General features: G+C 65.4%; 14 protein-coding genes. 8 read left to right on the forward strand and 6 right to left on the reverse strand.

The genetic code is table 11. From position 1 onward, the window contains the following. Window positions 1-221 precede the first annotated feature (221 nt). Window positions 222-1,520 (reverse strand): 30S ribosomal protein S12 methylthiotransferase RimO, encoded by a 1,299-nt coding sequence (gene rimO, locus DESFRDRAFT_RS01840; protein ID WP_005990567.1) that lies wholly within the window; start codon window positions 1,518-1,520, stop codon window positions 222-224. A gap of 95 nt (window positions 1,521-1,615) precedes the next feature. On the opposite strand from rimO, the gene DESFRDRAFT_RS01845 reads away from it, so the two are divergent. The 3 genes from DESFRDRAFT_RS01845 to DESFRDRAFT_RS01855 all read left to right on the forward strand — a co-directional run bounded on the left by DESFRDRAFT_RS01845 (window position 1,616) and on the right by DESFRDRAFT_RS01855 (window position 4,307). Further along, window positions 1,616-3,079, forward strand: coding sequence for a two-component system sensor histidine kinase NtrB (locus DESFRDRAFT_RS01845; RefSeq protein WP_005990568.1), 1,464 nt, complete (start codon window positions 1,616-1,618; stop codon window positions 3,077-3,079). Further along, the gene (locus DESFRDRAFT_RS01850) at window positions 3,079-3,705 is read left to right on the forward strand and encodes an XTP/dITP diphosphatase (protein WP_005990569.1); all 627 of its coding nucleotides are present in this window, start codon (window positions 3,079-3,081) and stop codon (window positions 3,703-3,705) included. The genes DESFRDRAFT_RS01845 and DESFRDRAFT_RS01850 overlap by 1 nt, the downstream gene beginning before the upstream one ends. 347 nt (window positions 3,706-4,052) lie before the next feature. Next, entirely contained in the window at window positions 4,053-4,307 is a 255-nt protein-coding gene (locus DESFRDRAFT_RS01855) for a hypothetical protein (RefSeq protein ID WP_005990570.1), read from the forward strand. 39 nt (window positions 4,308-4,346) lie between these two features. Here DESFRDRAFT_RS01855 and DESFRDRAFT_RS01860 read toward each other — a convergent pair whose 3' ends face one another. Further along, a complete protein-coding gene (locus tag DESFRDRAFT_RS01860; RefSeq protein WP_005990571.1) occupies window positions 4,347-4,643 on the reverse strand; it encodes an SH3 domain-containing protein in 297 nt (98 codons plus the stop codon). A 109-nt stretch (window positions 4,644-4,752) separates the two neighbouring features. Between DESFRDRAFT_RS01860 and DESFRDRAFT_RS01865 the strand changes: the two genes are divergently transcribed. Further along, window positions 4,753-5,589 (forward strand): MBL fold metallo-hydrolase, encoded by an 837-nt coding sequence (locus DESFRDRAFT_RS01865; RefSeq protein ID WP_005990572.1) that lies wholly within the window; start codon window positions 4,753-4,755, stop codon window positions 5,587-5,589. Between the two features lie 91 nt (window positions 5,590-5,680). Then, window positions 5,681-7,606, forward strand: coding sequence for a 1,4-alpha-glucan branching protein GlgB (gene glgB, locus DESFRDRAFT_RS01870; RefSeq protein ID WP_005990573.1), 1,926 nt, complete (start codon window positions 5,681-5,683; stop codon window positions 7,604-7,606). A 554-nt stretch (window positions 7,607-8,160) separates the two neighbouring features. On the opposite strand, the gene DESFRDRAFT_RS01875 is transcribed toward glgB, so the two are convergent. Further along, entirely contained in the window at window positions 8,161-9,417 is a 1,257-nt protein-coding gene (locus DESFRDRAFT_RS01875) for a response regulator (RefSeq protein WP_005990575.1), read from the reverse strand. 156 nt (window positions 9,418-9,573) lie between these two features. Here DESFRDRAFT_RS01875 and DESFRDRAFT_RS01880 point away from each other — a divergent pair, with 156 nt between their 5' ends. Both DESFRDRAFT_RS01880 and DESFRDRAFT_RS01885 read left to right on the forward strand, forming a co-directional pair. Beyond that, window positions 9,574-10,197, forward strand: a complete 624-nt coding sequence (locus tag DESFRDRAFT_RS01880) for a hypothetical protein (protein ID WP_005990577.1) — start codon at window positions 9,574-9,576, stop codon at window positions 10,195-10,197. Then, entirely contained in the window at window positions 10,151-12,766 is a 2,616-nt protein-coding gene (locus tag DESFRDRAFT_RS01885) for a PAS domain S-box protein (RefSeq protein ID WP_005990579.1), read from the forward strand. Before DESFRDRAFT_RS01880 ends, DESFRDRAFT_RS01885 begins: the two co-directional genes overlap by 47 nt. Here DESFRDRAFT_RS01885 and DESFRDRAFT_RS01890 read toward each other — a convergent pair. From DESFRDRAFT_RS01890 to DESFRDRAFT_RS01900, 3 genes are all read right to left on the reverse strand, one after another. Continuing rightward, window positions 12,736-13,386 (reverse strand): M15 family metallopeptidase, encoded by a 651-nt coding sequence (locus tag DESFRDRAFT_RS01890; RefSeq protein WP_005990581.1) that lies wholly within the window; start codon window positions 13,384-13,386, stop codon window positions 12,736-12,738. The two genes, DESFRDRAFT_RS01885 and DESFRDRAFT_RS01890, sit on opposite strands and share 31 nt — an antisense overlap. Window positions 13,387-13,523: 137 nt before the next feature. Continuing rightward, window positions 13,524-15,017: an outer membrane homotrimeric porin gene (locus DESFRDRAFT_RS01895; protein WP_005990583.1), complete on the reverse strand. Its 1,494-nt coding sequence runs from the start codon at window positions 15,015-15,017 to the stop codon at window positions 13,524-13,526. A 103-nt stretch (window positions 15,018-15,120) separates the two neighbouring features. Then, on the reverse strand, window positions 15,121-15,615 hold the full coding sequence (locus DESFRDRAFT_RS01900; RefSeq protein WP_005990585.1) for an AmiS/UreI family transporter: 495 nt from the start codon (window positions 15,613-15,615) through the stop codon (window positions 15,121-15,123). An 805-nt stretch (window positions 15,616-16,420) separates the two neighbouring features. Here DESFRDRAFT_RS01900 and glmS point away from each other — a divergent pair. After that, on the forward strand, window positions 16,421-18,244 hold the full coding sequence (glmS, locus tag DESFRDRAFT_RS01905) for a glutamine--fructose-6-phosphate transaminase (isomerizing) (protein WP_005990587.1): 1,824 nt from the start codon (window positions 16,421-16,423) through the stop codon (window positions 18,242-18,244). Window positions 18,245-18,253 lie beyond the last annotated feature (9 nt).

Consider the following 18,253-nt stretch of genomic DNA (forward strand, 5'->3'; position numbering starts at 1 on the left):
AAAAGCGCCGCGGCCCGCGTTTTTTATACGGCCCGCCCAAGGGGCCAGTCCGCCACGCTGCCGGAAAAGACGACGTGGAGCACGCCGCCGGAGCAGCCACCGTGGCGGGGGCAGTGTAACAGACCAAAAATAAAAAGTTTAGGAAGGGGAGAGCGCGAGAGGGGAGAACCCTTTGCAAAAGGGTTTCCCCTCTCGCATTCTTCCCCATTTCTATAAATCTTCTAGCTCAGCGCCACCACGTCGTAGTCCTTGGTTTCCTCGATGGTGGCGCTGACCATGGCTCCGGGCGCGACGCCGGGGCCGCTAACGTACGTCACCCCGTCGATCTCCGGGGCCTGGAACCAGCAGCGGCCGATGTGCAGGCCCGGCCATTCGCCGTGGACCGCGTCCACGAGAACCTCCTGTTCGGTGCCGGCGTATCGCTCCAGAAGATCGGCGCTGATTTCCTTTTGGGCGGCCATGATCGCGGCCATGCGGCGTTCCTTGACGTCCCGGCGCACCTGCCCCGGCATGGTCGCCGCCGGGGTGCCGTCCTCGCGGTGGTAGGGAAAGACGCCCACGTGCATGAGCCGCGTGCGCTTAACGAAGGCGAGCAGGGCCTCGAAATGGGCCTTCTTTTCGCCCGGCAGCCCCACGATGAAGGTGGAGCGCAGGGCCGCGTCCGGGAAATGCTTGCGCACGCGGTCGACGATCGTGTCCGCGTCCGCCGCCTTGGGCCGGGCCATGGCGGCCAGCATCTCCGGGTGGACGTGTTGGAAGGGGATGTCGAAATAGGGCACGAACGGCCGCCCCGCGCCGGCCAGGAAAGAGAGCAGGGACTCGGTCACGCCGGACGGGTAGAGATAAAGCAGACGCAGCCAGGAAAGGCCGGGCAGCGGCAGGAGCTTTTCCAAAAGCGCCTTGAGGCCTTCCTTCATGCCGAGGTCGCGGCCGTAGGCGGTCACGTCCTGGGCCACGAGCACCAGCTCTCTGGCCCCCTGGTCGATGAGCCCCTTGGCCTCGGTGATAAGCCCGTCGATGGGCCGGCTGGCCAGTTTCCCCCGGATGGCGGGGATGGTGCAGTAGCGGCAGGCGTGGTCGCAGCCCTCGGCGATCTTGAGATAGGCGTAGGAAGGGGGCGTGCTGCTTCGGCGTCCGGCCGGGGCGTCGGCGTCGGCCCCGAGCGCCGTGGCCAGGCGGCCGGGAATCAGGTCGAGCTCGGTCGGCAGGCCCCAGATGTCGACTTCGGGCAGGCCCTCCCGCAGCTCCTCGCCGTACCGGGCCGGCAGACAGCCCATGACCGCGAGCCTGGGCCTTGGGGAACACTCGCGGATGGTCGCGGCCAGCTCCAGGATGGCGCCTACGGATTCCTCCACTGCCGGGGCGATGAAGGCGCAGGTGTTGACCACGACCAGATCGGCCGCGGCCGGGTCGTCCACCATGACTGTGCGGAAGGGCAGGGCGCCGAGGGCGGTTTCGGTGTCCACGCGGTTTTTGGGACAGCCGAGGCTTACGGCGTGAACTTTGTATGTGTGGGCCATGTTCCGGCTTCCATCCTTGCGGGCGATGTCGGGCCGGGCTACCATGGGTGGTCTTAAATGGCAAAACCGCCGGCAGCGGCCGGCCCGGAGGGGCCATGCGCATCGACCCCGAACTGCCGCCCCGCCTTTGTCTTTTTGGCGACGGCCGACAACTTCTCGATTGTTTCGAACTGGTCCGGCAGGCGGGCGTGCGCGGTCCGGGCAGCGCCTTCGACGGCATGGAGCTTGCCGCCGCCCCGGCCGACGGCGACGCGACCCCGGCCGGACAGGCCCGGGAACTCGGCATCGGTTGGACCGAGGACGTTTCGGCTCTGCTCGAAAGCGAGTCCTCGGGCCTGGTCGTCCTCGTGACCGAGGGCGTGGGCCTGCCCTGCGCGCTGCCTGAGGGCTGGCGCATCCTGGCGCCCGAAGACGCCCGCCTGCTTTTCACCGTGGCCTCGCGCGCCGCCGAGGTCCAGGCCTGCCGGCCGGACATGGCCCGGGCCAGACGCCTGCTGGCCAACCTCTTCGACAACATGGACGACGAGATCGCGTTGCTCGCTCCGGACGGGACGCTCCTCGACGCAAACGCGAATCTGTCCAGACGCTTGGAACGGCCCCGGGAGGAACTCGTCGGCCTGCCGGCGCAGGAGGCCTTTCCGGATTTTCCTGATCTGGACGCTCCTGGAGAGGCGGGCGCGCCTTCTGTCCATGCCGCCCTGGCAGAGGGACGCAAGGCCAGCCGCGACGGGTCGCGGGTCGATCGGCGCGGACGGCTGCGCTATTTCCGCACCGCCTTTTATCCCGTGCCCGGCCCGAGCGGTCGGCCGGACCATGTGGCCGTGCTGCGCCGCGACATCACCCACGACGTCTTTCTGGAGCGCCGGCTGCAAAAATCCGAACGCCTGGCCGCCATCGGCGAGCTGTCCATGTTCATCTCCCACGAGATCCGCAATCCGCTTTTCGCCATCGCCGGTTTCGCCAACGCCCTGCTGCGGGCCAAGGACCTGGGCGAAGCCAGCCGGGAGAAGGCCTCCATCATTCTGTCCGAATCGCGGCGGCTGGACGAAATCCTCAAAGACATCACCAATTTCGCCCGCCCCACCGTGTCCAGGCCCGGCGAGGTCGATCTGGCCGACGTGGCCCGGCGCACCACGGCGCTCATGCGCCATGCCCTGGAGAGCCAGGGCATCACCGTCACCCTCGATCTCTCGCCGAACGCGCCCGTGGCCCGTGGCGATCCCGAGACGCTGACCCAATGCCTGGTCAATTGCCTCAAAAACGCCATGGAAGCCATGCCGGACGGCGGCCACATCATGGTATCCACCGGGCTGCGCGATGGCCGCGCCCTGCTCTCCGTCACCGACGACGGCCCCGGCATCCCCCCGGACATCCTGCCCCAGGTGTTCAATCCCTTTTTCACCACCCGCGACAAACGCGCCGGCCTGGGACTCGCCATGACAAAGAAGATACTGGAAGACCTGGGCGGCAGCGTGGAATTGGAAAGCGTTCCGGGAAACGGCACCACCGTGGTCCTTTCCCTGCCCCCGTACCTGGAACTGTCCCCCGAGGAGGTTTGATGGACAGGCTCGCCACGGCCGCGCCGACCCAAGTGGTGCTGGCCACCCGTAATAAGGGAAAAATAAAGGAATTAAACGCGCTGCTTATGCCGCTCGGCGTGCGCGTCGTCGGGCTCGACGCCTTTCCGGACATCGGCGACATCCCCGAGACCGGGGAGACGTTTCTGGATAACGCCCGCATCAAGGCCCAGGCCGTGTGCAAAGCCACCGGCCTCGTCAGCCTGGCCGACGACTCCGGGCTGTGCGTGGATGCGCTTTCCGGCGCGCCGGGCGTGCACTCGGCCCGCTTCTCCGGCGAACACGCCAGCGACGCCGCCAACAACGCCAAGCTGCTCGCCGCCATGGCCCATGTGCCCGAACGCGACCGGACCTGCCGCTTCGTATCCGTGGTCGTGGCCGCCTGCCCCGACGGCCGGGAGCTGACGGCCGAAGGGACCTGGGAAGGCCGCGTGCTCGCCGCGCCGGCCGGGAACGGCGGTTTCGGCTACGATCCGCTTTTTTTCGACTCCACGGCCGGCAAATCCTCCGCCGAACTGACGCCTGAGGAGAAAAACGCCCGCAGCCATCGCGGCAAGGCCCTGGCCAAGCTGGTCGCGGCCTGGCCGGGATTTTGGGGAGAAGAATAGGGGATAGGGGGTAGAGGATAGAGGGAGAAGGACGGCGGCAGGAGCGGGGTGCTGCCCCGGGCCCCGGCAGGAGAGGCTCCGCCTCTCCCGCACCTCTCCGCCGGGGGGCTTGATGCCCCCCGGACCCCCCTTGACCGGGTTGGGATGGCGAGCGGGGGCGGAGTTGTCGGGAGGCGGAACACGACGTTTGTCGCCGCGATCGGCCCGGCGGCACGAGGCGCTTCGCGCCCCGACGCCGGACGCGATCGCGGCGGCAAGGCGCGCCAGCGGCGAAGCGCCGCATGGAAAGACGAGGAGTGGGGAAGGCTGGTGGAGTGACGGCAATCTCGCACGAACGGGAGGACGCCATGACCAAGTCGTATCTGCTGTGCAAGTGCGCCGGGGAAGACCGGATTCCCCTGGTGGTCTTTACCGCCGACAACGTCGACGAAGCCCGCGAGGCCCCGACGTGGCTGCGGCGCAAGCATCCGGAACATCCCGGCCTGCGCTTGAAGCCCGGGGAATTCTTCGAGATAGTGGAGAAGGACCTTTGCCCGGCGGAAGAATGGGACGCGGCCCTGGCCCGTATCCATGCCGACGCTTCGGCAGCGAAAGGGTCCTGACGGGCCGCGTTCCGTGAGCCCGCGACGGCGGGCGAAAAACTACGGCATGCGCAGGTAGCGGGCGTCCATCCAGCCGGGAACGCCGGAATCCGACACCACGATGCGCGCCCAGCCGTTTTGATATTCATAGACCCGCACGGCCTGGCCCCGGTAGACCACGGTGCGCACGTCGCAGCCCGGAGACGGGCAGACCCGCACGTTGACCGAATCCGCGCCCACAACGCGCACGTATCCGGCCGGCGGCGGCGGCGTCAGGTCGATGGAAACGCTGCATCCCACGCCGAGGACCGTCAGCAACAGCAGCAGCCCCAAGGTGTTCGCAATTTTCGCTTTCATGGCTCCCCCTCGCGAAACTTCGCGGCATTTTGCGTTTTTATGCCTGACAGGGGATGCTTTGTCCAGGAATTCCTTGACTTTTTTCCAATATGATGGCTTTTCGAAGAACATGAAGCTGACCATTGTTGTGGACAACAATACGCTCATTGACCGCTACCTGCTCGGCGAGCCCGGCTTTTCCCTGCTGTTGCGCGACGGCGGCCGGCGGGTGCTTTTCGATTGCGGCTATTCCGACGTGCTGTGCAAAAACGCCGCCCGGCTCGGCATCGACCTGGGCGAACTCGACGTGGTCGCCCTGTCCCACGGCCACCTGGACCATACTTGGGGCCTGGCCCATCTGCTCTCCCTTTTCAACGACCGCGCCTGCGAGGGCCGCGTCGGTTCCCGGCCGCTCCTGGTGGCCCATCCCGATGCCTTTTTGCCCAAACGCGTCAGCGGCATGTTCATCGGCTCCATGGTCTCCGAGACAGCCCTGGGCGACCACTTCACCATGCGCCTGACCCGCGAGCCCTTGCGCCTGACGGATTGGCTCTTTTTCCTGGGCGAGATTCCCCGCCGCATTCCCTTCGAAGCGCCGACGCCCCTCGGCGTGCGCGTCACGCTCAAGGGCGCGGTCCCGGACCTGCTCCCCGACGATTCCGCCCTGGCCTATCTTGGGAAAAAAGGTCTCGTCATCATCACCGGCTGCGCCCATGCCGGCATTTGCAACATCGTCGCCCACGCCCGGGAAGTGACCGGCGAACGGCGCGTGTCGGCCATCATCGGGGGGCTGCACCTCCACGACGCCGCGCCCGACCGCATCGACGCCGTGGCCGCCTGGCTGGCCGAGGCCGGCGTCGCCGCCCTCTATCCCTGCCACTGCACCGGGTTCGCCGCCACCCTGGCCTTAAGCCGGGTCCTGCCCGTAAACGAAGTCGGTGCGGGCTTGTCCCTCACCTTCGACTAACCTTCCCGCCTTGCTCCGGAAACCCTTTGGCGGGAAAAGCCGCCAGGACCTTCCCCCGCTTTCGGCAAGGCCGCAAAGGAGATGCGCCATCATGTGGGACGCCAAGCCGCCCAGACACGATGTTTCCCGCTTAACAGACCAGGATATCTATCTTTTCAAGCAGGGCAACCACTTCGACTTGCCGGAGAAGCTCGGCTCGCAAGCCCTGACCGTGGAAGAAGAACCGGGCGTTCATTTCGCCGTCTGGGCCCCCAACGCCAAAACCGTGTCCGTCATCGGGGACTTCAACGGCTGGGAGCCGGGCAAACACCTCATGGCCCCGCGCCAGGACGCCTCGGGCATCCACGAATGCTTCATCCCCGGCCTCGGCAAGGGCGCGCACTACAAGTACCACATCGAATCGAGCGTGGGCGATTACCGGGCCGACAAGGGCGATCCCTACGCCTTCTACTGGGAAACCTCGCCGAGCACCGCCTCCATCGTCTGGGACCTCGACTACCAGTGGAACGACGCGACCTGGATGGCCTCGCGCCACGAGAAAAACGGGTTTTCCGCGCCGGTTTCCATCTACGAGGTGCACCTCGGCTCGTTTAGGCGCGTCCACGAGGACCGCTACCGGTCCCTGTCCTACCTGGAGATGGCCGACCATCTTACCGAACACGTGCTGCGCTGCGGTTTTTCCCACGTGGAGTTCCTGCCCATCATGGAGCACCCTTTCTTCGGCTCCTGGGGCTACCAGACGCTTGGCTACTTCGCCCCCACCAGCCGTTTCGGCTCACCCCAGGACTTCATGGCGCTCATCGACCGGCTCCACCAGAACGGCATCGGTGTCGTCCTCGACTGGGTGCCCTCCCATTTTCCCACCGACGGCCACGGCCTGTCCTTTTTCGACGGCACCCACCTCTACGAGCACGCCGACCCCAAAAAGGGCTACCACCCGGACTGGAACTGCTACATCTTCAATACCGGCCGCTACGAGGTCCGCGAGTTCCTCATCTCCAGCGCCCTGTTCTGGCTCAAGAACTACCACATCGACGCCCTGCGCGTGGACGCCGTGGCCTCCATGCTCTACCTCGACTATTCCCGCCGTGAGGGCGAATGGATTCCCAACATCCACGGCGGCCGGGAGAACCTGGATAATATCGCCTTCCTGCGACGCCTCAACGAAATGGTCTACAGCCGCTTCCCCGGCTGCGAAACCATGGCCGAGGAATCCACCTCCTGGCCCATGGTGTCGCGTCCCCCATACCTCGGCGGACTCGGGTTCGGCATGAAGTGGAACATGGGCTGGATGCACGACACCCTGCGCTACTTCTCCCGCGACCCGATCTTTCGCAAATACCACCACGGCGAACTGACCTTCAGCATCTGGTACGCCTTTTCGGAGAATTTCATCCTGGCCCTGTCCCACGACGAGGTGGTCTACGGCAAAGGCAGCCTGCTTCGGAAAATGCCCGGCGACGACTGGAAACGCTTCGCCAACCTGCGCTTGCTCTACGGCTACATGTTCGGCCATCCCGGCAAGAAGCTGCTTTTCATGGGCGGCGAGTTCGGCCAATGGCAGGAATGGAACCACGACGCCGAACCGCAATGGGAATTGCTCGACTCCCCCCCGCACCAGGGGGTCATGCAATGGGTCGCGGACTTAAACCGGGTCTACAAGGAAGAAACCGCCCTGCACCAGCGCGATTTCAAGCCCGAAGGCTTTGAATGGATCGATTACCGCGACGCCGAAGCCAGCGTCCTGGCCTTTCTGCGGCGCGGCAAAGACCCCGCCGACGTGCTGCTCGTGGCGCTCAACTTCACCCCCGTGCCGCGCGCCAGCTACCGTATCGGCGTGCCTATCCCCGGCCTGTGGACCGAACTGCTCAACAGCGATTCCAAGCTCTACGGCGGCTCCGGCCTCGGCAACGCCGGCGCGGTCATGGCCGAGGAAATCGAAAGCTTCGACCACCCCTATTCCCTCAACCTTACCCTGCCGCCTTTGGCCGTTGTGTTTCTGCGTCCGGCCCGGTGAGGGATGATGGAGCCGGCATGAGGCAATGAGGCTGGGGCGCCGCCCCAGACCCCGGCGGGGGCTCTGCCCCCGCACCCCGCCGGAGGGCTTATGCCCTCCGGACCTCCCTTTACCGGGCCGGGATGGTGGGTGGAAAAGCGGGGAGACGGTGCGGGGTGGGTTGGGTTGATCTTGTTGCCGCAATAGGCCCGGCGGCACGAGGCGCTTTGCGCCTCGACGCCGGACGCGATTGTGGCAACAACCACGCCAGCGGCGAAGCGCCGCATTTCAAGAACAAGACGGATAGATTTGAAAAGTTCGCCCCGAAGGGGCGACGGCGTGGTGGAGGCGGAATTTGCTTGGGACGAGCCTGCCGCGTAGCGGCGGCATCGTCCCGACGAATTCCGCCTCCATCTTCTCCGCACTCCGCCTTACCGGCAAGCCTCCGCCCCCCCCCCGTCTAGCCAAAGCACACCGGACGGGGGGACCGGGGGGCCCGTGGCCTCCCGGCGGGGTCCAGGGGCAGAGCCCCTGGCGAAGGGGTGCCGGGGAGGCGGAGCCTCCCTGGCCGCTCGTCAATCCGCCCAGACGACGCGGTTGCGGCCGGTGCGTTTGGCTTTGTAGAGGGCGGCGTCGGCGTCGGCGAGCATGTTTTCGATGGAGCCTTTGGGCTTGTCGCACAGGCCGATGCTGATGGTGACGCCGACGGAGATGTTGCCGGCTTTGGCTTTGGAGCGTTCGATGCTGTTGCGCAGGTCGTTGAAGGCGGCCAGGGCCTGTTGTCCTTCCAGGCCCATGGCCAGCACGCAAAATTCCTCGCCGCCCAGGCGCGCCACGATATCGCGGCCGCGGAAGCGGTTGGACAGGCCGTGGGCCACGTGCTTGAGCACTTCGTCGCCCACGGCGTGGCCGTAGGTGTCGTTGACGCGTTTGAAGTGGTCGATGTCGAGCATGGCCAGGGTCATGGGTTCTTCGCCCCGGGCCAGGCGCTTGTAGCAATCCTTGGATGTTTCGAAGAAGTGGCGGCGGTTGTAGAGGCTTGTCAGCGGGTCGCGGATGGAGGTCTCGCGCAGTTTCTGGATGTATTCGAGCATTTCCAGGTTCTGGGTGACGCGGCAGTAGAATTCCTCGCTGGAGAAGGGCTTGTTGAGGAAATCGTTGGCCCCGTTTTTGATGAACCGGGCGGAGAGGATGGTGTTGCCGTAGGCGGAGATGCCGATGACGGCCACTTCGTCCTTGCGTTTGCGGCGTCGGATCTGGCGGGTGAGTTCCACGCCGTCCATGCCGGGCATGAAGTAGTCGGTGATGACGACTTTGATTTCGGGGTGGCGCTCCAGCACGGACAGGGCGTAGGGGCCGTCGTCGGCCTCGTGGACGATGAATTCGTGGGCGGTAAGCAGGCGCACGAGGTGGTGGCGCACGGTCTGGGAGTCGTCGGCGACGAGGATATGGACGAACTTGTTGAGCGAGATGCGCCGCACGAGCGAGCACAGGTAATCGAGGCTGTCCGGGGATTCCTTGGACACGTAGTCCACGACTTTCTTGGCCCAGACGCGGTCGCGGACTTCGGATTCCACGTCCCCGGTGAAGACGATGGAGGGGATGCCCCGGGAGATGACGTAATCGACGATGCCGCCGTCGGGACAATCCGGGAGGTGCAGGTCGAGCAGGGCGACGAAAAATGTGTCATTGTCCGGATTTTCTTCAAGGATGTAGCGGGCTTCTTCGAAATTCGAGGCCCAGCAGACATTGAAGAACAGTTCATCCTCGATCTTGCGGATGAGAATGCGGGCAAAGACCTTGCTGTCTTCGACGATAAGTACTTTTTCCATGCGGGAACAACCGACCGGCACGGGACTACATAAATTTCAGGATAGTCGAGATCGGCCTGAAAAGCCAGTCGCCAGGCGGGTTATTTTGCCGCCACGTCTTGCGTTCGCCGCAGAAGCGACGGTAGGGTGCCGAAAAATGGACAGCAAGGAGGGGATATGCGCTGGGGAGCATTTGTGGCGGCGCTGGTCATGGTGTTGGCTTTGGGCCAGACGACGTGGGCCAAGGGGGGCGAGGGGTTTGCCGGAACGCCTTTCGGCAGCAGGCTTGCCGCGCTGCCGTCCTTTATGAAGCTCAAGACGGTGGGCGACATCAACTACGCCGTGAACCTCAATGAACCCTACAGGCTCAATGGCAAGGCGCCGGTGGTTTTTTACGGGTTCGTCCAGGGTCGGATGTTTGCGGCCTACGTGCGTCTGGACGGCATCATCGGCCATGCCGCGCTGGCCAAGCGGCTGACCGCTGAATTCGGCAAGCCGTCGATCATGACCGAGGGGGGCACCGAGATTCTGCGCTGGCGCAAGGGCGACCTCAAGGTCAAGCTCAAGTTCGATCCGGCGGCCGGTTCCCTCAAGCTCGCCTATTATTCCATCAGGTATGGTTCCCCGGCGGCCAGGGTCCTGGCCGAGCCGGACGCCGTCGATCTCGATGAACTGGCCCGCACCTATGAGAAGGACAAGATCGCCAAGGGCGTCACCCTGCCCAAGGGCCCGGCCCGCAAGTGGTATTCGCCCAATGACGCCGGCATCGCCGATCCGACTCGCACGATCCCTGGCAAGTGAGGGGCCCCGGGCGCTCCTGGATGAGCCGACCCGCACCCTGGTGGAGCGATTGCCCGAGGGGGTGGCGGTCCTTGACGCCTCGCGCGTTTTTGTGCGCGGCAATGCGTCGGGCCGCAACCTCTTGGAGGTCCCCGGGGCGGCCTGCCACCGGGTGATTTTCGGCCGGAACGCGCGGTGTCCCGGCTGTCCGTGCGACGGCGGCGACACGCCCGTCCAGGGGGCGCGGGCGGCCTGCGCTCCCCTGGCCGGGGACGGCGGCGCGTCGGCCGGCGCGGTGTGCGTGTTTTCCCCGGCCGTGGGGACGTTTGATCCGGGTCGACTGGCCGTGGCGGTCGAATGCGCCTTTGCGGCCGTTTTCGTGGTGGACCGCGATTTCCGCTTTCTTTACATCAATCGCGCCTTTGAGCGGTGGTATGGCCGCAGGCGGAGGGAGCTTCTTTCCCGGCCCATGGCGGACTGCATGGACGCCGAGGCATTCGCCCGTTTCCGGGCGACGGCCCTGGAGGTCTTCGACCGGGGGGCGATGCGGGAAGAAGAGGTGCGCCGCACCGTTGACGGGCGCGAGCGGAATTTTCAGACCACGCTGCTTCCGCTGGTCGGCGAGGACGGCGTCGTGGATGCCGTGTGCTGCCTGTTTACGGAGATCACCTCCCATCGCCGGGCGCAGCGCGAACTCGACGCCAGCCGGCGTCGCTACCAGGCCATCGTCGAGGACCAGACCGAGCTGGTGGTGCGCCTCGATGCCCGGTTGCGCCGGGTGTTCGTCAATCGGGCCGTGGCCAGGATCGCGGGCCGTCCCGTGGAGGACATGCTCGGCAGTCTGTTTCTGGAGGACGTGCCCGAGGGGGAGGGGCTGCGGGAGCGCATCCTGGCGTTGACGCCGCGCGCGCCGGTGGTGGATGTCCGCCATATGCTCACCCTGCCCGACGGCCATCAGCGCTGCCTGAACTGGACGGTGCGCGCCATTTTCGACGAGGCCGGGCGCGTCGGCGAATACCAGGCCATGGGCCGCGACGTGACGGCCTATTGGCGCATGGAACGGGAGCTCATACGCAGCGAGGCCAAGTACCGCGACATTTTCGAGCACTCGGCCGAGGGCATCTTCCAGTTCGATCCGGACGGGGCCATGGCCGCCTGCAATCCCGCCCTGGCCCGCATCCTCGGCTTTGCCTCGCCCGAGGAGGTCCTGCTCGAGCAGGGGGATCTTTTTTCCCGCATCCAGGCCCGGCAGCAGGACCGGCTGGAATTTTTGCGCCTGCTCGCCCAGCACGGGCGGGTGTTCGATTTCGAGATGCAGGTGGTGCGCCGCGACGGCCGGGCGGTCTGGGTGTCCATCAACGCCCGGGCGGTGCTCGACGAGTCGGGCCGGCTGCAGCGCGTCGAGGGCGCGGCCCGGGACATCACCGATCGCAAGCGCGCCGAGGAAGAGCGCATGCTTTTGGTCTCGGCCGTGGACCAGAGCGCCGAGGGGCTGGTCATCGTCAGCCGGGATTTCCGCCTGGAATACGCCAACCCGGCCTTCGCCCAGATTGTCGGCGGCCAGGGCGGGGCGGGCGGACTTGACCTGGAGCGCCATCTCGGCATCTTTCTCGGCGAGTCGGTGCGCAAGATGCTGGGGCTCGGCCTTCGCTGGTCGGGCCGGTTGCGCCTGCCCCGTTCGGACGGGGAGGAGGGCGTGGCCGAAACGCTCATTTCCCCGGTGCGCGACGCCGCCGGGCAGATCACCAACCACATCATGCTCGTGCGCGACATGACCTACGAGATGGGCCTGGAAAAGCGGCTGCGGCAAGTGGAAAAGCTCGAGGCCATCGGCGTTTTGGCCGGGGGCGTGGCCCACGACTTCAACAACATCCTGACGCCCATCCTGCTCAATACCGAGATGATTTTGGCCGACATCCCCTGGAAGGACCCGCTGCGAAAGCCGCTGGCCGATGTGGTTCGGGCCTCGGAGCGGGCCAGGGACCTGGTGCGCCAGCTCCTCACCTTCAGCCGCCAGGGCGAGCTGACCGTGGGGCCGCTGCCTTTGAACCCGCTGGTCAAGGAGACGCTCAAACTGGCCCGGGGCATGATCGAGAAGCGGGTGGAGATCCGCCAGCGGGTGTCGGAGCTGGCGCTCACCATCGAGGCCGATCCGGCCCAGATCCATCAGGTGCTCATGAACCTGTGCCTCAATGCCGCCCAGGCCATGCCCGAAGGCGGGGTGCTGGAGGTGGGGCTTCTCGCCATTCCCGAGCCGCCGCGGCCCCTCGGGCCGTGCCTCGCCGCCGGCACGCCGCTGACCGAGCTGCCGCCCGGACCGTACGCCAAGCTCTGGGTCTCCGACACCGGACACGGCATGACGGCGGATATCTGCGACCGCATCTTCGAGCCCTTTTTCACCACGAAAAAGCCCGGCCAGGGCACGGGCATGGGCCTGGCCGCGGTGCACGGCATCGTCAAGGGCTGCGGCGGGGCGGTGCTGGTGACGAGCGCCGTGGGGCGGGGAAGCCTGTTCGAGGTGTTCTTCCCCCTGATCCCCCGCCCCGGGTCCGAGAAGGGTCAGTTGATGGGCACGTCGAGCAGTTCGTAGCCCTTCCAGCCAGGGCCGTCGAAATGCCACCATTCCGACGGCAGCGGTTCGAAGCCTTCCTTGGCCATGGCCGCTTCCAGCCGCTTGGCGTTGGCCCGGGCGGCCGGGTCTCCGCCGGCGTAGTTGCGCCGCGCCTTTTCCGTAAAATCGTCGAATCCGGACGGCATGGGCATTTCCTGGCCCGTGGCGGTCACCAGGGTCAGGTCCACGGCCGCGCCCCGGTTGTGCTTGGACCCGGAGACGGGCTTGCCGTTTTTCTCCACGGGCTTGGCCACCCAGTCCTCGTTGGGCACCAGGGCCCAGAACTTTTTTTGGATGGAAAAGGGCCGGTAGCAGTCGAAGACCTTGAGCCCGAGGCCCTCTTTTTCGAGATTCGCCTGGACCCTGGCCAGCCGTTTGGCCACGTCGGCCCGCAGGAAGCAGCGGGCGGCCGGGTACACGGCGACATGGGTGAAATTGTCCGGTGTGGCGTAGCGCATGTCGAGTCGGATGTCCGGGGCGACGGTGGCGATGTCGACCAGCCCGGCCTCCTCTGGGGTGGCGGGGCCGGCGGCGTGGGCGGCGGGGGCCAGGAAGACGGCAAGGCACAGGGCGAGCAGGGCGACGGCGCGGCGTGTCATGGCAAGCCTCCGAGTGTTTTAGCCACAATGTCGTTTGGGCCGGGAATGTCAAGAAAAGGTCGGCGCGTCCCTTCCGCGCAAAAAAGGCCGGGCCCCAGAAGGGGCCCGGCCGGCGTCGGTCGTGGCGATGCGGACGTCTAGAACGTGTACTTGAAGCCGAAAGAGACCTTCCAGGCGTCTTCGGCCTTGTTGGCCAGGCGGCGGCCCCAGACGTTCTTCTGGAACTGGCTCGGATGGGCCCAACCGGTCTCGAGGATCAGGGCCAGGTTTTCGTAGAGCATATACTTGCTGTCGAAGTTGAGCCCGATGACCCACTCCTTGTCGGTCAGGTCGCGGCCCATCTGGAAGATGGGATTGCTGCCGAGAACGAAGTTGGCGTAGCGGATGGCCTTGGCCGAGTTGTTGCCGTGGACGTAGGCGAAGGTGAAGCGCTGGGTCAGCTTCTCGATGAAGCTGATGTTGTTGAGCGACGCGCCAAAGCCCCAGTTGCCCACGGGCGAGATGCCCATGTTGGAGCCCTTGACCAGTTCCTGGCCGCCGTCGAACAGGAAGCTGTTGCCGGCGTTCCAGGAGATGGTGCCGCCGTCGTGCTGGCCGCCGCGCCCGGAGCCGGGGAAGAAGTTCGGCATGCGCTCGGAGCCGTTTCTGGTGGAGCTGTCTTCGCCGGTGGACCAGAAGCCGAAGGCCTGGGGCGTGAGCACGTCCCAGCCGGTGTACTCGGCCGCGGCGTCGATGAACCAGCCGTTACGCACGTTTTTGGCGTACTCGTTCATGCCGTGCTGGCCCCAGATCACGTCGGCGTAGAACTTGAAGGGGTCGAGCGCCAGCACCTCGAGGGTCGTGCCGGCCCACATGGCGGTGATGAAGTTGTTCTTCCAGCCCACGGGCGCCATGCTGAAAAGGCCCGAGGAAATGAGGCCCTCGGCCCAGCCGGCTTCGGTCAGGTAGTGGCCGCCCTTGCCGCCGACGCCGAAAAGGGCCCACGGCGTGGCTTTGAAGCCGTCCATGGTGAACGGCAGGGCCAGCATGTAGCCTTCCTCGTTGGAGTAGATCGAGGTGGTGGTCGGGGCGTAAGTGCGGTCACTGGCGATGGTGCGCACGTAGGCCAGGACCATGGACAGGTGGTCCTGAATCAGCGGGGCGGTGATGATCAGCGACGAAACGTTTTCATCGAAGACCACGCTGCCGGCGAAGAAGGACGACTGCGGGATGGAGGCCGGCTGGAGACCGGCGCTGATCTGCACGTCGCAGCCCGGCCATTTGAACTGCAGGTAGGCCTGGTAGACTTCCACGGCCACGGTCGGGTTGGCGGCGGTGAAGGTGCCATGGCCCCAGACGTCTTCGACGAGGATGCCCAGGCGGAACTTGACGGCCTCGTTGGCGATGAAATCGGAACGCAGGCGGAAGCGTTCCCAGATCTCGAAGCGGTCCTCCGTTTGGGATCCGGCGGGCCGGATGTTGCCGGCCTCGTTGGTCCATTTGGCGGTGTTCCAGCCGGTGAAGTTCCGGTTGGCGAAAAAGTTGCCGTAGACGAGCGCATCGCCCGTCATCCGCACTTCGGTGGCTGCCTGGGCGCGGACGGCGGCCGTGAGCATGAGCGCGGCCGCGATGATGCACAAAAGACGTTTCATGTTCCCTCCTCCGTGGCGAGTGTTTCCCAATTCCCCAACCGACGCCTTGGAAAACGCGACGGACCCGGGCCGCCGCGCGGCCCGGGTCCCGGACGGCCGTAGCCTAGAAAGGCAGCGGCTTGCCCGCGAGTAACAAAAAGGCCGGGATGTAAAGCCCGACCGGGACCCATATGATCAGCGACCACGCCAGAAGCTTGGCCGACAGTTTCCCGTAGGCATTCAGCCACACTTCGAGGGTCAGCACGGTGTAGCCGGCACAGGCCAGCGTGAAATAATTGCTGCCTTTGACGTGGTAGTAGAGCAACATATAGATGAAGGAAATGATGGCCACGGTCAAGCTTACGTTGCCTACGGAACGCAGGTTGTCGAGCCCGGTCAGCAAGGCGTAGGCCACGACACAATACAGGAGCCCATGGGCAAAAAGCAGTCCAGCCGTGAACGCATCGTTTTGGATGGCGTTGACAAAAGCGCCGATCACGACGCAGATGCCCACTAAGCCGCAAATGGCGCCCGTTCCCTTGGCCTCGCCGTAGCCGAGAAAGAGCAGGGCCACAGGCAGCCACATCAAGGATATGGCGATCAAAATAGCCAGCGTCATCACTTCCCCCCACCGTTACTGGTTAAGCGTTTCTCACTCCTCCCATTACACCAAGCGTTTACGTCGTGAAGCCGCCGCGCCGCCGCGTTTAAGCGGCGCTGTCTCCGACAGTTTCCGGGCCTGGCGCGAAAGCCGACGCGCCGGCCGCGGGCCGGGTTCGCGCCATCGCGTCCCGGGGGCCGTTTTGGATGCTTCGCCTATGGCAAATACCGATCCGAAAAAAATAATGCTATATTTCAGTATGATATAAAATCATGTGGCGGTTGTGGGACGCGCGGTGGGACTTGGCCATCTTGATTTTCCAAGGAATTTCGGCGGGGGGGTGGTGAAAATTCAGACTATTGCTTGAAAAAACAATTTGTTATCGGTAATGGGAATTTTTGTCACAACCGGAAACAGTGTTGAGTCAAAGTTTCTCAACTTTTGTGACAGGGTAATATTTACCCGCAAAAAAAGTGCCCGGGAGGAAATGCCCCGAACCGGGAAACATGGCGGTCGTGTTGCAAGGCCGGGCAAGGCGGGCTACAGGTGGCCACAACGTAATCCGGGCGCGGGCGGACGCCCGGGCGTCCGGCGGGACGGCGGGCCGAAGGCGGCCGGCGCGTTTCCCCGGATGTGACGTGTCCTTAAAAGGAACAGTTGTTCTTTTCCGGGATAATCTATTCGAATAGTTGTTTTTTTCTGAAGATACGGACGTCTTTTCAAGGGACGCGACAGGAAGTGCAAGACCGCTTCGGAAAACGCCGGCAGGCGGCTTTCGCGAAGCCAAACGGACGCCTGATGTTACCATCGGCGGGGAGAGCGTATGTGCGGCATCATCGGGTACTGCGGGCATCGGCCGGCCGTTCCGGTCATCGTCGAAGGGCTCAAGCGGCTGGAATACCGTGGCTATGATTCCGCCGGCGTGGCGTTTCTGCAGGGCAAGGACCTCATTACGGTCCGGGCCGAAGGCAAGCTGGTCAACCTCGAGACCAAGCTCGCCGCCCAAAACGTCTACCTGGCCACCTCCGGCGTGGGCCACACCCGCTGGGCCACCCACGGTCTGCCCATCGAAAAAAACGCCCATCCCCACTGCGACGCCTCCCGCTCCATCGCCCTGGTCCACAATGGCATCATCGAGAACTACCAGGACCTGAAGAAAGAGCTGGCCGCGGCCGGCGTGCGCTTCGCCTCCGAGACGGACACCGAGGTCCTGGCCCAGCTCGTGGGCCATTACTATAAGGAAAAGGGCTCCCTGGCCGAGGCCATCTCCAAGGCCCTCTCCCGGGTCGAGGGCGCCTACGCCATCGTGGTGGTCAGCCGCGACAACCCGGGCATGCTCTACGCCGCCCGCAAGCAGTCGCCGCTGGTCATGGGCGTGGGCGTGGGCGAGAATTTCCTGGCCTCGGACATCCCGGCCTTTCTGCCCTACACCCGCGAGGTGGTCTTTCTCGACGACGGCGAGATGGCCCGCATCGACGCCGGCTCCTGGCAGGTCCTGGACGTGGCCACGCTCGCGCCGGTGAAAAAGGAGGTGCAGCACATCTCCTGGGACGTCAGCGCCGCCCAGAAGGGCGGGTTCAAGCATTTCATGCTCAAAGAGATTTTCGAGCAGCCGCGCGTCATCGCCGACTGTCTGGCCGGGCGGGTGCAGCGCGGCTCGGAGCGGGTCGCGCTGCCCGAGCTCGAGGCCATGGACGCTCCCGAGCGCCTCTTCATCGTGGCCTGCGGCACCTCGTACCACGCCGGGCTGTGGGGCATGTACCTCATGGAGCAGTGGGCCGGCATCCCGACCCGGGTGGAGATCGCCTCGGAGCTGCGCTACCGCGAACCGGTCCTCGGTCCGGGCGACACGGTGCTGGCCATCAGCCAGTCCGGCGAGACGGCCGACACGCTGGCCGGCATGCATCTGGCCAAGGCGCGCGGGGCGCGGGTCATCGGCCTTTGCAACGTGGTCGGCTCGAGCGTGGCCCGGGAGGCCGACGTGGTGGTCCATACCCAGGCCGGACCGGAAATTTCCGTGGCCTCGACCAAGGCCATGTGCTCCCAGCTCACGCTCCTCACGCTTATGGCCATGGTCTTTGGCCAGAAAAAGGGCGTGCTGCCGGCGGATGTGGCCGCGCACTGCGTGCCGGCCCTGGAAGGACTGCCGGCGCTTCTGGACGGCATCCTGCCGGCGCTTCGGGAGCGGGCCAAGGAGCTGTGCCGGGTTTACTCCGAGGCGAGGAGCTTTCTCTTTCTCGGACGCGGCCTGTGCTATCCCCTGGCCCTCGAGGGGGCGCTCAAGCTCAAGGAGATTTCCTACATCCACGCCGAGGGCTATGCCGCCGGCGAGATGAAGCACGGCCCCATCGCGCTGATCGACCCCAAGTTCCCCACCTTCGCCCTGGCTCCCCATGACGGGCTCTATCCCAAGGTCAAGTCCAACCTCCAGGAGGTCCAGGCGCGCGGCGGCAAGATCATCGCCCTGACCCAGCCAGGGGCCGACCTCGACGTGGACCACCCCTGGGAAATCCCTGCGGCCTGGGGCCCGCTGTCCACCTTCCTCATGCTGCCGGCGCTCCAGCTTTTCGCCTACGAGATGGCCGACTACCTGGGCAAGGACGTGGACCAGCCGCGAAACCTCGCCAAGAGCGTCACTGTGGAGTAGGCTGCCGGC

Source organism: Solidesulfovibrio fructosivorans JJ] (genome assembly GCF_000179555.1).
Taxonomy (GTDB): Bacteria; Desulfobacterota; Desulfovibrionia; order Desulfovibrionales; family Desulfovibrionaceae; genus Solidesulfovibrio; species Solidesulfovibrio fructosivorans.